This window comes from Rhizobium sp. CB3060, from assembly GCF_025200735.1.
In the GTDB taxonomy this organism is placed as follows: domain Bacteria; phylum Pseudomonadota; class Alphaproteobacteria; order Rhizobiales; family Rhizobiaceae; genus Rhizobium.
The window spans coordinates 2,213,689-2,228,300 of sequence record NZ_CP104159.1 but is presented as its reverse complement, the minus strand read 5'-3'; the positions used below and the strand labels follow the sequence as shown (position 1 = coordinate 2,228,300).

Here is a 14,612-nt window from a genome sequence, read left to right as displayed (position 1 = left end):
TTCATCACATTCGGACCGGCTTGGTTGCTCCGCTAGCGACAACAATCTTGTGAAAAACCTAATACTAGGGCACAATTTGTGAATGCACCTGAAGTGCGGAGCTAACTCGAATCCGGCCATCTCGCGCCGAGTGAGAGCTCGCGTGGGAGGGTCGCGTCGATGGATCAGGGGTTCTTTCTTCTGTTCGCTACGGTGTCCGTGATCGCGGCCCTGATGGTCGTCGTGGCGCGCAATCCGGTTCACAGCGCATTGGCGCTGATGGCGTGTTTCCTGCAGGTTTCCGCAATTTTCGTCTTGCTCGGGGCGCCGTTGCTCGCGGCCATCCAGATCTTCGTCTATGTCGGCGCGATCATGGTCCTGTTCCTATTCGTGATCATGATGATTGATGTGCGCGAAGCGGTGTTGCAGCGGTTCTTGCCGGGTGGCAATCTGCCGGCTCTGGTGCTGCTCGTTCTGCTTGGCGTCGAGATGCTCGTGCTGGTTCTCCGGAGCCCGCGCTTTTTGGCCACGGAGCCCGTCGTTGCGCGTGGCGGCGATGAGATTAGGCAGCTCAGCACGACACTTTTTTCCGACTATCTTCTGCCGTTTGAAGTCGCCTCTGTCATTCTGCTGGCGGCACTGATCGGGGCTATCGTTCTGGCGCGGAAGGAGTCGAGCTGATGGTTCCGCTCTGGTGGTATATTTTGCTCGCAGTGATCCTCTTCGTGATCGGAGCAGCGGGCGTGCTGCTCAGGCGCAATATTCTGGTCGTGCTGATGTCGCTGGAACTACTGCTCAACTCGGTCAACATCAACTTCATCGCTTTTGGACGTCAATACGACGATTTCCGCGGGCAGATCTTCGCGATCTTCGTCATTGCAATTACCGCGGCGGAGGTTGCCGTCGCCCTCGGTATCCTGGTCGCCCTTGTGAGGAACAAATCCACCCTCAAGGTCGACGACGTTACCATGATGAAAGGATAGCGGCTTGGACCCGGTGATATCGATCCGGCCACTGCTTGCCGTCGCCGTCCCAGGCCTGGCGGCCCTAATAATTCTGCTTCTGAACAACCGCGAGAAACTCCGCGATATCGTATCGCCAATAGCAGCAATTGTTCTGTTTGCGATTGTCGCTTCAATGGCGCCGACGGTGCTGGCGGGCGGGACCGTCGACTTGCGCCTGTTCGAAATCTTGCCGGGGGTCGAGTTCGCTTTCCGGGCCGACGCGCTCGGCATGGTGTTCGCCACTATCTCGTCGCTTTTATGGATCGTGGCCGCATTCTATTCCATCGGCTATATGCGGCACTTGAACGAACATGCGCAGACCCGCTTCTTCGCCTGCTTCGCCACCAGCCTCGCGGCGGCTGTCGGGGGTGCCTTCGCCGCCAATCTGTTCACCTTGGTCATCTTCTACGAGGTGCTCAGCCTCGTTACCTATCCGCTTGTCTATCACCACGAGGATGAAGAGGGGTGGAGGGGTGCCCACAAATATCTCGTCTATTTGATGGGAGCCTCGAAAAGCGTCCTGCTCGCCGCGCTGGCACTGACCTACTCCATTGCGGGATCGCTCGATTTTAGGGAGGGCGGGCTGTTGGCGGGCGTCAATGCCTCGGCGGCGCTGCTGACGATCGTCTATTTCTGCTATCTCTTCGGCTTCGCCAAGGCCGCGGTGATGCCGATGCACGCCTGGCTGCCTGCCGCGATGGTGGCGCCGACGCCGGTCAGCGCGCTCTTGCATGCCGTGGCCGTGGTCAAGATGGGCGTGTTTTGCCTGCTGCGAGTGGTGTTTCATGTCTTTGGCGTCAAGTTGGTCGGGGAGCTCGGCCTCGGCATCGCCACGGCCTATCTGGTCTCGTTTACGATCCTCATGGCGTCGATCTATGCCCTGACGCGAGACGACCTTAAGGCGAGGCTCGCCTATTCGACAGTTAGCCAGCTCTCCTACATCGTGTTGGGTGCGGTTCTGCTGTCGCCGGTCGCGATGGTTGGCGGCATTATCCACATGGCTGCCCACGCATTCTCGAAGATCACACTGTTTTTCTGCGCGGGGTCGATCTATTGCGCGTCCGGTAAGCGCAACATCAGCGACATGGCGGGCATCGGCCGCAGGTTGCCATGGACGATGGGCGCATTTTTCATCGCTTCGCTGAGCATGATCGGGATACCGCCGACCGCGGGCTTCATCAGCAAGTGGTATCTGACTTTGGGGTCCGTGGAGGCAGGGCAGATCGCGTTCCTGGCCGTGCTCCTGGTGAGCTCGATCCTGAATGCTGCCTACTTCCTGCCAGTCAGCTATGCCGCCTTTTTCGGGGCGGAGGCGGAGGAAAACCCGGCGACGATCCGTGAAATCCCTATGGTCACGATCCCGCTCGTCGCGACCGCCATCCTGTCGGTGCTGATGGGCATCTTTCCCGGCTATTTCCTTACCCTGGCCGACGGAGTGGTCAAATGATCAAGCGTGTCATCGACTTCTTTGGTGACGAGGAATATGCGAGGCGCCGGCGCCGGCTATTCTATCTCGTGCTCATTCTGATCGTCGCGGCTGACTTTCTGGTCTCTCACGAACATGCCGAATATCTGTGGGACCGCCTGCCTGGCTGGTCCGCCGTCTACGGCTTCGGCTCCTGCATACTGATCATCTTCGTTTCCAAGTTTCTCGGCCATCGGGCCGGGCTGATGCGGCGCGAGGATTATTATGACTGACTTCATCCATCCGGCTTTGCTCTTCATTCTGGGCGCTCTACCGATCCCGTTCCTCAGCGGGTCGATCCGCAAGGCCTATTTGCTCGTAATCCCGGCGCTTGCGATCCTCGCCGTGCTGGCGATGCAGCCGGGTAGCTATGGCGAGATGCGGTTCATCGGGCAGGAAATCCTGATCGCGAAGGTCGACAAGCTGAGCATCGTCTTCGCTACCGTTTTCACCATCATGGCGCTGATCGGCATGGTCTATGCGCTGCACCTGACGGATGCTGGTCAGCACGTGGCGGCCTTCATCTATGTTGGCGGGGCGCTCGGCGTGGTGTTCGCCGGTGATTACCTGACCCTCTACATGTTCTGGGAGGCCATGGCATTCGCTTCCGCCTACCTGGTCTTCGCGCAGCGCGGCGGGCCGGCGATCCGGGCAGGGTTCCGGTATCTCATGGTTCATATCACCGGCGGTGTCGTTCTGCTCGGCGGCATCATTCTCCATGGTCTCGCCACCGGCTCGCTGCTCTTTGGCCCGATGGAGTGGGGGCCGATCGACGGTGGAATGGGCGTGGGCGCCTATCTGATCCTCGCCGGGTTCATCCTTAACGCAGCGGTGCCGCCACTCAATGCCTGGCTGACCGATGCCTATCCGGAAGCGACCGTCACCGGGGCGGTGTTCATGAGCGCCTTCACCACCAAGACCGCCGTCTATGCCCTGGCGCGGGCGTTTCCAGGCACCGAGCTTCTTGTTTGGCTCGGCACGGCAATGGCGCTTTACGGTGTCATCTACGCGGTGCTGGAGAACGACTGCCGCCGGCTTCTGGCCTATCATATCGTCAGCCAGGTGGGCTACATGGTGGCGGGCATCGGCATCGGGACGGAGATGGCCGTGAATGGGGCCACCAGCCACGCCTTCGCGCATATCCTCTACAAGGCCCTGCTCTTCATGGGAGCCGGCGCAGTGATCTATGTTACCGGGCGGCGCAAGCTCACCGAGCTTGGCGGCCTCTACAAGAGCATGCCGCTTACCGTGGCACTCTACATGGTCGGCGCTTTCGCGATCTCGGCGTTTCCGTTCTTCTCGGGCTTTGTGACCAAGTCGATGGTGATAGCCGCCGCTGGAGCGGATCATCGGGCGCTGGTAGTGCTGGCGCTGACGATGGCGTCGTCTGGAACGTTCCTGCACACCGGGCTCAAGCTGCCGTATTATATGTTTTTCGGCACGGATCGGAAAATCGAGGCGCGGGAGGCGCCACGCAACATGCTGGTTGCAATGGCCATGGCGGCAGTGCTCTGCATTGGGATCGGAGTGTTCCCCCAGCCGCTCTATGCGCTTCTGCCTTATCCGGTCGACTTTGAACCCTACACAGGCCTCCATGTCACTGAGAGCCTCGGCCTCTTGATGTTCACCGCCCTGGGATTTGTGCTGTTCCTCAAGGCGCTCGATCCCGAGAACACGATCAGCATCGATACTGATTGGTTCTATCGCAAGGGCGCTCGGCTCTTCATGTGGCTCGCCGAAAAACCACTGGCGCGCTACGAGAAGGCGGTGAGCGACGTGTCCGAGACCGCAGCCCTGCCCTTCCTGCATGGAGCGGCGCGATCGGGACTGCAGATCGATCTCAGCGGGGTGGATGCCGCCGTGAAAGGCGTTGCTCGCTCGATTCTGCGTGGTGGCGGGGCGCTGCGGCGGCTCCAGACCGGGGTCGTCACCCATTATGCGCTGGCGATGATCGTCGGTGTGATCGCAGCTACCGTCGTCTTCGCCGTGGTGTGGCGGTAGGGGGTGCGATGGGATTCCCGCTTCTTAGCCTGATCGTATTCACGCCCGCCGCGGGTGCTGCGGTTCTGATGTTTCTGCGCGGCGATGAAGCGGCGCGCTGGACGGCGCTTACCGTCACCATTCTCGACCTTGCTCTCTGCATCGTCATGCTTGCGAACTTTGACACCACCAGCCACGCGATGCAGTTCACCGAGACGCGCCTGTGGGTGCCCGCAATCGGGATCAGCTATGCGCTTGGGATCGACGGAATCAGCGCGCTCTTCGTGTTCCTGACTGCGCTGTTGGGCTCAATCTGCGTACTCGCCTCGTGGGTCGCGATCGACCGCAAGGTTAAGGGGTTCATGGCCAGTCTCCTGGTCATGCAGGCTCTTATGCTGGGGGTGTTCTGCGCGCTCGACCTCTTCTTGTTCTACGTCTTCTGGGAGGCCATGCTGATCCCGATGTATTTGATCATCGGCGTCTGGGGCGGCGACGGCCGGATCTATGCAGCGTTCAAATTCTTCCTCTACACGCTGGCGGGCAGCCTTCTGTTCCTGATCGGTGTCATCGTGCTCTATCTCCAGGGCGGCAAGACCTTCGACATCCTTGCGCTCACAGCACAGGATTTGCCGTTCCGGCTCCAGTCCTGGCTATTCTTCGCCTTCCTGATCGCCTTCGCGGTCAAGGTGCCGATGGTCCCGCTTCATACTTGGCTGCCCGACGCTCATGTGCAGGCGCCGACGGCGGGCAGCATCATCCTTGCCGGCGTGCTCTTGAAGATGGGCGCCTATGGGTTCCTGCGGTTCTCGCTGCCGATGCTGCCGCAGGCGTCGGTGTATTATGGGCCGCTGATGCTGGGGCTTTCGGCGCTTGCGATCGTCTATGGCGGGTTGCTTGCGCTGGCGCAGGACGATCTGAAGAAGCTGGTGGCCTATTCCAGCATCAGCCACATGGGCTTCGTGACGCTGGGAATTTTTTCGCTGAACCTTCGTGGGCTCGAGGGCGGCATTCTGCAAATGTTCAATCATGGCATAACGACGGGTGCGTTGTTCCTGTTCGTCGGCCTGATCTACGAGCGAACACATACTCGCAGCATCGCGGATTATGGCGGGCTGATGAAGGTGGCGCCCGTTTACACAGCGTTTCTCGCGCTGTTCACCCTGTCATCAATGGCGCTGCCGGGAACGAATTCGTTCGTGGGCGAGTTGCTGGTGCTGTCGGGCGGGTTTGCGACCAACCTGGCGGCCGGCGCGGCCGCTGTTTTGGGCGCATTGCTGGGTGCCGCCTATCTGCTTGGCATGTATGGGAAAGTCGCGCTCGGTCCGCCCAGCGTCGGCATCCGGTTCAAGATACGCGATGTGAATGCCCGCGAAGTGGCTGCGATCTTGCCGCTCGCCGTCTTTGTTCTTTGGGTCGGGCTCTACCCGAAACCTTTTCTCAACATCATAGACGTGTCGGTAAAGCATCTGCTGGCGCACGTACACGGTGAGGGGAATGGCCAATGACCGACGCCGCGCTTTTCCAGTCGATCCTGGCGAGCATACCCGAGATCGTGGTGGTCACCGGAGCCTGCGTCCTGCTGATCCTGGGACAGTTTGTGCGAAAGGAGCAGGAATATTTCCTTGTCTGGGCTTCCGTCGTGGTCGTGCTGATCGCCGCCCTGGCGACACTCATGCTGGCGAGCGAGGTGCGGCCGGCCTATGCAGGCATGTTCATCGCCGACCGCTTCGCGGTCTTTTTCAAGTTCGTGTTCTACCTAGCCACTATCCTGACATTCCTCCTTTCACGAAAATATGCCGATATCGAAGGGATCGGCAGCAGCGAATACTATGTCCTGCTGCTCTTCGCGCTTTCGGGAATGATGATCATGGCCTCGGCGACCGATCTCCTGTCGATCTATGTGGGGCTCGAACTGATGGTGCTTTGCACCTATGTGCTGACCGGGTTCCTGCGCCAGCAGCGTCGGTCGAACGAAGCGGCGCTTAAATATGTGATCCTCGGCTCGGTCTCGACCGGGATTTTCCTTTTCGGCGTTTCCCTTGTCTATGGGCTCACCGGCACGACGCAGCTAGACGGGATGGCTGCGGCAGTGACCGGTAATCCGCTTGACCCCGGATTACTGCTGGCGGTGGTTTTCATCGTCGCGGGGCTGGTCTTCAAAGTCGGCGCGGTCCCGTTCCATATGTGGGTGCCGGACGTTTACGAAGGCGCGCCGACGACGATCACGGCTTTCATGTCGGTTGGCCCCAAGGCTGCGGGGTTCGCGGTGATCCTGCGCGTGTTCCTCAATCCGCTCGTTGCAGCCTCGAATGTTTGGATCATCGTTGCGGTCATTGCGGTGGCGACGATGGCGCTCGGCAGTTTCGTGGCGCTGGTGCAGGATAATTTCAAGCGCCTCCTGGCCTATTCCAGCATCGCCCATGCCGGGTTCGCGATTTTTGGCGTGGCGGCAGGCGGCCCGGACGGCATCGCCAGCGTGATGCTCTACCTATTGATTTATTCTTTCATGAATCTCGGCATCTTCGGCACCGTCATCATGATGCGGAATGGCGATTTTTCGGGCGAAGTCATCGAAGACTATGCGGGGTTGGCCAAGTCGCATCCGGGGCTGGCACTTCTGATGCTGCTCTATCTCTTCTCGCTGGCCGGCATTCCGCCCACGGCCGGGTTCTTCGCCAAGTTCTACGTGCTGGTCGCGCTCGTCGAGCGAGGTTTCGTCATGCTGGCGGTGATCGCAGTGCTGCTGAGCGCCGTTGCCGCCTACTTCTACATCCGCATCGTCATGGTGATCTATATGCGCGAGCCAGGGAGGGCCTTCGCCCCGGCGCTGACGCCATTGGTGCGCGCCACGCTCGCCTTCACCGCCGCCGGTACAATCGGTATCGGCCTATTTCCATCGTGGTTTCTGAGGCTTGCCCAGCATTCGGTGTTTGGCGGTTGATCAATTGGATTTGCAATGACCCGCCCGACGGAATAAACTGACAATTCAAGAAAGGATTGCCCAAGCCGCTTTCCGGAGCGACGCTTACCGGTCCAAACGAGGTCGGTTTGCCGAGGAAAGCCTCCAAGTGGGTAACCGGTGCAGTGTGCTATGACTGCAATGGAATTCTTGCCGGTTCTTTTCATGGTCGCCGGAGTCGTTCTGGTGGCGGGGCTGACGCTTTTCGTCTCCTCGCTACTGCGCCCATCCAATCCCTATCCCGCGAAGAACATGCCCTATGAATGTGGGATGGACGCGGCGGGGGAGGCGGCCGGTGGCCGTTTCAGGGTGCCGTTTTTTATTCTTGCAATCCTGCTGGTCGTCTTCGATGTCGAAGCAATGTTCCTCTTTCCCTGGGCTGTCGTCCTGAAAGAGATCGGGCTGGTCGGCTATGTCGAGATGTTCGTCTTCATGTTGCTGCTTCTTGTGGGCTTCGCCTACGCCTGGCTGAAGGGAGCGCTGGAATGGGAGGCGTAAACAATGCGATCCGCGACAGCGTGCTTTTCACAACGGCCGACAGCATTATTAGCTGGAGTCGAAGGTCGGCGCTGTGGCCCGAGACTTTCGGAATTGCCTGCTGCGCCATCGAGATGATTTCGGCGGGTTGCGCTCGCTATGATCTTGACCGCTTCGGCGTGGTGTTCCGTCCTTCGCCTCGACAGTCCGATGTGATGATCATCGCGGGTACTGTGACCCGGAAATTCGCGCCCGTCGTGCGGCGGCTTTATGACCAGATGCCGGAACCGCGCTGGGTGATCGCAATGGGTACCTGCGCTATTTCAGGCGGGGTCTACAACACCTACGCCGTGGTGCAGGGGTCGGAAACCTTCGTGCCCGTCGACGTGCATGTGCCCGGCTGTCCACCGCGGCCGGAGGCGCTGATGCATGGCTTCCTCCTGCTTCAGGAGAAGATCAAGAGGTCCCGCGCGCTGGCCGGAACGCCCCTGGACCGGGTTGCAACGTCATGAGCGTGAAGCAGCCTCTCAATCCCGCCCTGATCATGGAGCGTTTCGGAGAAGCAATCGAGGATCTCGGCGTCGCCCACGGCATTCATGCCTTTGCTGTCCCACCTGCCGCGATCGTCGAGTTCTGCCGATTCCTGAAAGAACATCCGGCGCTGCAGTTCAATTTTCTTTCGGACATCTGCGGAGTCGATCATTATCCCGAAACGCCGCGGTTCGAAGCGGTTTACCACCTCTATTCGCTATCCAACAGGTGGCGAGTTCGCATCAAATGCCGGCTTGGCGACCCACCGCAGCTTCCCTCGGTCACAGGCGTCTGGCGCACGGCCAACTGGCATGAGCGCGAGGCCTGGGACATGTATGGCATCAGGTTCGAGGGGCATCCCGACCTGCGCCGGATCTACATGTGGGAGGGCTTCGCGGGGTTTCCCCAGCGCAAGGATTTTCCCCTGCGCGGATACAAGGACAAGCTGAATCCCTTTGGTGCCGAAGGCCCGCCGCCAACGCAGCCGGACCTCGCCACCAGGGACATTCCACAGGGGGTCCGTTCTACGCCGGAAAGTTGAGATGACCGAAGTCACCGAGCTCAGCAGGCCAGAGGGCGAAGCGCTCAATACCAGGGAAGTGCTTCTCAATCTCGGCCCGCAGCACCCCAGCACTCATGGGGTTCTCAGACTCGTCCTTGAGCTGGATGGCGAGTGCGTCGAGCGCGTAGACCCGCATATCGGCTACCTCCATCGCGGGACCGAAAAGCTGGCGGAGAGCTTCACCTATACCCAGATTTTCCCGCTGACGGATCGGCTCGACTATCTCTGCCCGCCCTCGAACAATCTGGCCTTTGCACTGGCGGTGGAGAAACTCCTCGGCATAGAAGCACCGTTCAGGGCGCAGTATGTCCGCGTGATGATGGCCGAGCTGGCGCGGATATCCGGTCATCTCCTGATCACTGGCGCGTTGCCGATGGACCTCGGCGCCATGACCGCGCTCCTTTACGCCATGCGCGAACGCGAAATGATCATGGACCTGATGGAAATGATTACCGGTGCACGCATGCACACCTCCTTCTGCAGGGTCGGCGGGTTGCGCGAGGACCTGCCTGACGGCTTCCTGCCCAAGATCAGGGAGTTCTGCGACATCTTCCCGAACCGTATCCGCGACTATGAGCGGTTGCTCGAGAAAAATAGGGTGTTCCTCAAGCGCACCGAAGGAGTTGGCGTGATCTCCGCCGAGGACGCTATCGATCTCGGCTTGAGTGGCCCGAACCTGCGCGCTTCCGGAGTCGACTGGGACATCCGGCGCGACGAACCCTATGAAATTTATGACCGGCTCGATTTCAACGTCATCACCCGCAGCGAGGGCGATTGTTACGCACGCTGGAGGTGTCGGGTCGATGAGATGCGCGAAAGCATCCGGATTATCGAGCAATGCATCGAGCAGATGCCCGAGGGGCCGTTCCAGATCGACATGCCGACCATCGCCTTCCCGATGGATAAGGATCGGGTGCACTGTTCGATGGAGGCGCTCATCCAGCATTTCGACCTGTCTGCTTACGGCTTCAAGGTGCCGAAGGGCGAGGTCTATTCGGCGATCGAAGCGCCGAAGGGCGAACTCGGCTTCTACATCATCAGCGACGGGTCACCAAAGCCATTCCGCATGAAGGTGCGAGCACCCTCCTTCGTCAACCTTCAGGCACTTTTCGGGGTCACCAACGCTCGTTACCTGGCGGACATGATCGCCGTGCTGGGCAGCCTCGACCCCGTGATGGCGGAGGTGGACAAGTAGCAGGGATTTGGACGCAATGACCATGCGCGAAAAGATCGAAGAGGCGGCAGTGCGGTATCCCGACCGGCGCTCGGCGATCATGCCCGCGCTTCTGATTGCCCAGAGGGAACATGGCCATCTGCCAGGCTCTGTGTTGGAAGAGGTTGCAGACATTCTCGGGGTCGAGCGGATCTGGGTCTACGAACTGGCGACCTTCTACACCCACTTCCATACCGAGCCGGTGGGGATTTTCCACCTGCAGCTCTGCGACAATGTCTCCTGCATGCTGTGCGGATCCGAGAGCCTGCTGACGCATCTGGAAACGGTGCTGGGAATCAAAAAGGGCGACACCACCCCGGACGGGCTGTTCACGCTTTCGACCGTCGAATGCCTTGGCGCTTGTGAAATGGCTCCGACGATGCAGGTCGGCGACGACTATCACGGAAACCTCGACATCGCGCGGATCGATGCACTCTTGGACCGCCTTCGGGCGACAGCCGAGCGGGCAGCGAGCATTGAGCATGCCTCTGTGCGACCGCCGGGAGCGTAGCCATGTTCGAGCAGGTTCTACTCAAAAATGTCGGAATGCCCGAAGGCCATTTGCTCTCGACCTACGAGGCTGGCGGTGGCTACCAGGCGCTGGCAAAGGTGCTGCGCGAGTCCGCGCCCGACGAGATCGTCGAACTCGTCAAGAAGTCCAACCTGCGTGGTCGCGGCGGTGCAGGATTCCCTACGGGCATGAAATGGAGCTTCGTGCCGAAGCGGGCCGATAAGCCGAAATATCTGTGCTGCAACGCCGATGAAGGCGAACCGGGTACCTTCAAGGACCGGATCATCATGGAGCGTGACCCGCATCAGCTCATCGAGGGGCTGGCAATTAGCGCTTACGCAATTGGAGCCGAGATCGCCTATGTTTATGTTCGCGGAGAATATGTAACGGCGATACGGCGCCTGGAGCAGGCGATCGCCGAGGCTCATGAAAAGCATTATCTCGGAAGGGGCATTCTGGGGTCGGACTTCAATTTCACCGTACACATTCACGGCGGCGCAGGCGCTTATATCTGCGGCGAGGAGACTGCGATGCTCGAGTCGCTCGAGGGCAAGCGGGCTCAGCCGCGACTGAAACCGCCATTTCCCGCTGTGGCCGGGCTCTATGCCAGCCCGACCGTTATCAACAATGTCGAGACGCTGGTTTGCGTGCCGCACATTGTTATGCGAGGGCCTGATTGGTTCCGCAGCATCGGCCCGGAGAAGAGCCCCGGCCCGAAGCTCTATTGCCTCAGCGGACAGGTGCGCAAACCCGGCCTCTTCGAGTTGCCGATGGGCATCCCGCTTCGCGAACTGGTCGAGGAGCACGCCGGTGGCGCGCTGCCCGGGCGCAAGATTAAGGCGGTGATCCCCGGCGGCGTTTCTGCGCCGCTGATCCCGGAAAGGGGTCTGGACGTTGGAATGGACTTTGACTCGCTGGCGGCTGTCGGCTCGATGCTAGGCTCGGCCGGGGTGATCGTGATCGACGACTCGACCTGCGTGGTCAAGGTCGCCACCAGGATCATCGAGTTCTTCCACCATGAGTCCTGCGGCAAGTGTACCCCTTGCCGCGAGGGGCTGAACTGGGTGGTGAAGGTGCTGCGCCGGCTTGAGGCCGGGGAGGGCGCACCGGGCGACCTGGAACAGTTAAAGGCACTCTGCAAGGGCATTTTCGGCAATACGTTCTGTGCGCTCGGCGACGGCGCGGCCATGGGGCTGAGGGCGGCGCTGCAGCATTTCGAGCCTGAATTCGTCGCCCATATAGAGGAGCGGAGGTGTCCGTTTCACTGAGCAGAGCGTTGGGTGAGACGCGTGAGGAAGCCATGGTTAGCATTACGATCGACACACAAACGCTGGAAGTTGAGGCTGGCTCGACCGTGCTGCAGGCCGCCCAGCGTTTGGGCATCGATATCCCGACCTTCTGCTATCTGAAGCGCCTGCCGGCGCTGGCCTCCTGCCGCATGTGTCTGGTGGAGATCGAGGGGCTGCGGCGGCTGCAGCCGTCCTGCGCCACCGCGGTCACCGACGGCATGGTGGTACGGACGACCACGCCGCTCATTGAGGAAACGCGCTCTTCGATGCTCGACATGCTGCTCGCCAACCACCCTCTCGATTGCCCGATCTGCGACAAGGGCGGCGAATGCGAGCTTCAGAACATGGTGATGGCCTACGGGCCCCGTGAAAGTGGATTCCGCGATGAAAAGCGTGTGTTCCACTCCAAGGACATCCGCCTCAGCCCCGTGATCATCATGAACGTCAACCGCTGCATCCAGTGCCAGCGCTGCGTCCGGATGTGTGAGGAGGTCGTCGGCGCGGTCGCGCTCGGAACCGTCGAAAAAGGCATGGATACCGCCGTCACCGGTTTCGAGGGTAGCCTCGCGAGTTGCGATCAGTGCGGCAATTGCATCGAGGTCTGCCCGGTCGGCGCGCTGATGAGCTTCCCCTATCGCTATAAGGCGCGGCCCTGGGATCTGGTTGAAACCGATACTGTCTGCCCGCATTGCGGCACCGGTTGCCAGCTAACGGTGGGCACGCGCAAGGGCGAGTTCATGCGGGTGCGCTCGAAGTGGGATCAGGGGCTCAACCGCGAAACGCTCTGCGTGCGAGGACGCTTCGGTCTGGATTTCGTCTCGAGCAGAGACCGGATCAAGCGGCCGATGATCCGTCGCGATGGCGCCCTGGTCCCGGTTTCCTGGGACGAAGCAGGGGACTATCTGCGCCGGCGGTTGTCGGACGTCAAGAGTAAGGCTGCCGGCGGGCTGGCCTCGCCGCGTTTGCCGAATGAAGTGCTGTATCAGTTCCAGAAGCTGATGCGGACGGTGTTCCGGACCAACAACATTGACTGTTCGACGCGCTGGTCCACGCCCTTCGATATACTCGGCCCGTTGGCGGCAAGCTTCTACAGCCGCGCACCGCTCGAGGAAATGATCGGCAATGACTGCGTGCTGATCGTTGGCGGCAACGTCACCGAAGAGAACCCGGTTACCGAATACCTGCTGCGGGACGGCGCCCGGCGGCGACATACCGCATTGCTGATGCTTTCGGCGCGGCCATCCCGTCTGGATGCCGATGCCCGGGTGGTCGTTCGCGTTTCCCCAGGTGGAGAACCGGCGAGCCTCGCGGCGGTAGTAACCGGGCTCTTGGCAGCGGCCGACCAGACTTTGCAGCGTGACGCTTTGGCCGACATCAGCGCAAAAATTGGTAGATCGGCGGCGAGTACCGGCAATGACCGGCCGGATCACCTCGTCGAAGCCCTCAATAACGGCGGCAGCGTCAGCGTGCTCGTCAGCATTGAGCTGCTGAGATCACCCGAAGCGCGGGCGACGTTGCAACAGCTCAACAACCTGCTGCGGGTTCTCCGCCTGCTCGGCAAGAACCCTGCAATGCAGTTCCTCTTCGACCGCGCCAACCAGATGGGCGCCTGGGATATGGGGGTTTTGCCGGCGGCTCTGCCGGGGTTGCAGGCGATCCATGATGACGCGGCGCGAGCCACACTCGCACGGAGCTGGGGTACCGAAATCCCGTCTGAATCCGGCGCGGGTCTCGACGCCATGTTGGAGCTCTGCGTCAGTGGGGAGATGGGCGCACTTTACATAGCCGGAGCCGATCCTCTGATCGCTTATCCCGACAGGGATTTCGTGACCCGGGCGCTTGGCGCCGCCGATCTGCTGATCGTGCAGGACACTTTCCTTACGGATACCGCGGGTCTTGCCGAGGTCGTCCTACCCGCGGCAGGTTACGGCGAAGAAACCGGCACCTTCACCAATAATGAAGGCCGGACTCAAACGGTCCGCAAATTTCGCGAACCCGCCTTCGAGGCGCGAGGCAATCTGGCGATCTTCGACTTCGTCGCGGCGCTTCGCAACCAAGCTTTGCGGCCATCGATACAAGGCGAAATTTTTGCCGAGATTACCCAATTGGTTCCCGCCTATCAGGGGCTGACACAGGCGGGGCTTGGCGCCGATGGCGCATTCACCAAGGCAGTCCCCGCAATACCGGCCGGCGAGTTCTTCGCGTCACCACCGGCGCCGAAAGCAGCCGACCGGCTCATGCTCATCACCGGAGACTGCCTATTCCACAACGGGTATCTCTCCGAGCGCTCGGAAATCCTGAATACGGTCGCAGATGACCCTTATGTCGAGATGAGCGCGCAGGATGCCGCTCAACTCGGCCTTTCGGATCTTGATCAGGTCACCGTGCGATCTGCTCGGGGCGAGTTGACGGCGAAGCTCAAGGTCAACAGGCGCTTTCCCGAAGGGCTCGTATTCATTCCCGAAAACTACAGAGCTCTGCGCCTCAACGCATTGATGCGGCGGGGCGAATATCCATGCCCCGTCGACGTTCGAAAGGCGTACGCGACCTTCGCGATTCCCACGGTCGTCGACGGAGACGCAAAATCCAATAGCTTGCGCTGAGGGCTCCTACTGCCAGCCTGGTCCCGCGTCTCTATATCA

At 60.6% G+C, this 14,612-nt stretch carries 14 protein-coding genes; all 14 read left to right on the top strand.

The window, feature by feature from the left end:
- The first annotated feature begins 159 nt into the window (after positions 1 to 159).
- The 14 genes from N2601_RS29450 to nuoG all read left to right on the top strand — a co-directional run bounded on the left by N2601_RS29450 (position 160) and on the right by nuoG (position 14,573).
- Positions 160 to 660, top strand: a complete 501-nt coding sequence (locus N2601_RS29450; protein ID WP_104827779.1) for an NADH-quinone oxidoreductase subunit J — start codon at positions 160 to 162, stop codon at positions 658 to 660.
- Positions 660 to 962, top strand: a complete 303-nt coding sequence (gene nuoK, locus N2601_RS29445) for an NADH-quinone oxidoreductase subunit NuoK (RefSeq protein WP_104827778.1) — start codon at positions 660 to 662, stop codon at positions 960 to 962. The genes N2601_RS29450 and nuoK overlap by 1 nt, the downstream gene beginning before the upstream one ends.
- Positions 963 to 966: 4 nt before the next feature.
- Positions 967 to 2,430, top strand: a complete 1,464-nt coding sequence (locus N2601_RS29440) for a monovalent cation/H+ antiporter subunit D family protein (protein ID WP_104827777.1) — start codon at positions 967 to 969, stop codon at positions 2,428 to 2,430.
- Positions 2,427 to 2,681, top strand: a complete 255-nt coding sequence (locus N2601_RS29435; RefSeq protein ID WP_104827776.1) for a hypothetical protein — start codon at positions 2,427 to 2,429, stop codon at positions 2,679 to 2,681. The genes N2601_RS29440 and N2601_RS29435 overlap by 4 nt, the downstream gene beginning before the upstream one ends.
- Entirely contained in the window at positions 2,674 to 4,449 is a 1,776-nt protein-coding gene (locus N2601_RS29430) for a Na(+)/H(+) antiporter subunit D (RefSeq protein ID WP_260304571.1), read from the top strand. Before N2601_RS29435 ends, N2601_RS29430 begins: the two co-directional genes overlap by 8 nt.
- Before the next feature lie 8 nt (positions 4,450 to 4,457).
- Positions 4,458 to 5,933 (top strand): NADH-quinone oxidoreductase subunit M, encoded by a 1,476-nt coding sequence (locus N2601_RS29425; RefSeq protein ID WP_104827774.1) that lies wholly within the window; start codon positions 4,458 to 4,460, stop codon positions 5,931 to 5,933.
- Entirely contained in the window at positions 5,930 to 7,369 is a 1,440-nt protein-coding gene (locus N2601_RS29420; RefSeq protein WP_104827773.1) for an NADH-quinone oxidoreductase subunit N, read from the top strand. Before N2601_RS29425 ends, N2601_RS29420 begins: the two co-directional genes overlap by 4 nt.
- Positions 7,370 to 7,519: 150 nt before the next feature.
- On the top strand, positions 7,520 to 7,885 hold the full coding sequence (locus N2601_RS29415) for an NADH-quinone oxidoreductase subunit A (RefSeq protein ID WP_104827772.1): 366 nt from the start codon (positions 7,520 to 7,522) through the stop codon (positions 7,883 to 7,885).
- On the top strand, positions 7,873 to 8,376 hold the full coding sequence (locus tag N2601_RS29410; protein ID WP_104827771.1) for a NuoB/complex I 20 kDa subunit family protein: 504 nt from the start codon (positions 7,873 to 7,875) through the stop codon (positions 8,374 to 8,376). The genes N2601_RS29415 and N2601_RS29410 overlap by 13 nt, the downstream gene beginning before the upstream one ends.
- A complete protein-coding gene (locus N2601_RS29405; RefSeq protein ID WP_104827770.1) occupies positions 8,373 to 8,936 on the top strand; it encodes an NADH-quinone oxidoreductase subunit C in 564 nt (187 codons plus the stop codon). Before N2601_RS29410 ends, N2601_RS29405 begins: the two co-directional genes overlap by 4 nt.
- A 1-nt stretch (position 8,937) precedes the next feature.
- Positions 8,938 to 10,152 (top strand): NADH dehydrogenase (quinone) subunit D, encoded by a 1,215-nt coding sequence (gene nuoD, locus N2601_RS29400; RefSeq protein ID WP_104827769.1) that lies wholly within the window; start codon positions 8,938 to 8,940, stop codon positions 10,150 to 10,152.
- Positions 10,153 to 10,168: 16 nt separating this feature from the next.
- The gene (gene nuoE, locus N2601_RS29395; RefSeq protein ID WP_104827768.1) at positions 10,169 to 10,681 is read left to right on the top strand and encodes an NADH-quinone oxidoreductase subunit NuoE; all 513 of its coding nucleotides are present in this window, start codon (positions 10,169 to 10,171) and stop codon (positions 10,679 to 10,681) included.
- Between the two features lie 2 nt (positions 10,682 to 10,683).
- Positions 10,684 to 11,949, top strand: a complete 1,266-nt coding sequence (gene nuoF / locus N2601_RS29390; RefSeq protein WP_104827767.1) for an NADH-quinone oxidoreductase subunit NuoF — start codon at positions 10,684 to 10,686, stop codon at positions 11,947 to 11,949.
- Between the two features lie 32 nt (positions 11,950 to 11,981).
- Positions 11,982 to 14,573 carry an NADH-quinone oxidoreductase subunit NuoG gene (gene nuoG, locus N2601_RS29385; protein ID WP_260304570.1) on the top strand — a complete coding sequence of 864 codons (2,592 nt, stop codon included), beginning with the start codon at positions 11,982 to 11,984 and terminating at the stop codon, positions 14,571 to 14,573.
- The last annotated feature ends 39 nt before the right edge of the window (positions 14,574 to 14,612 follow it).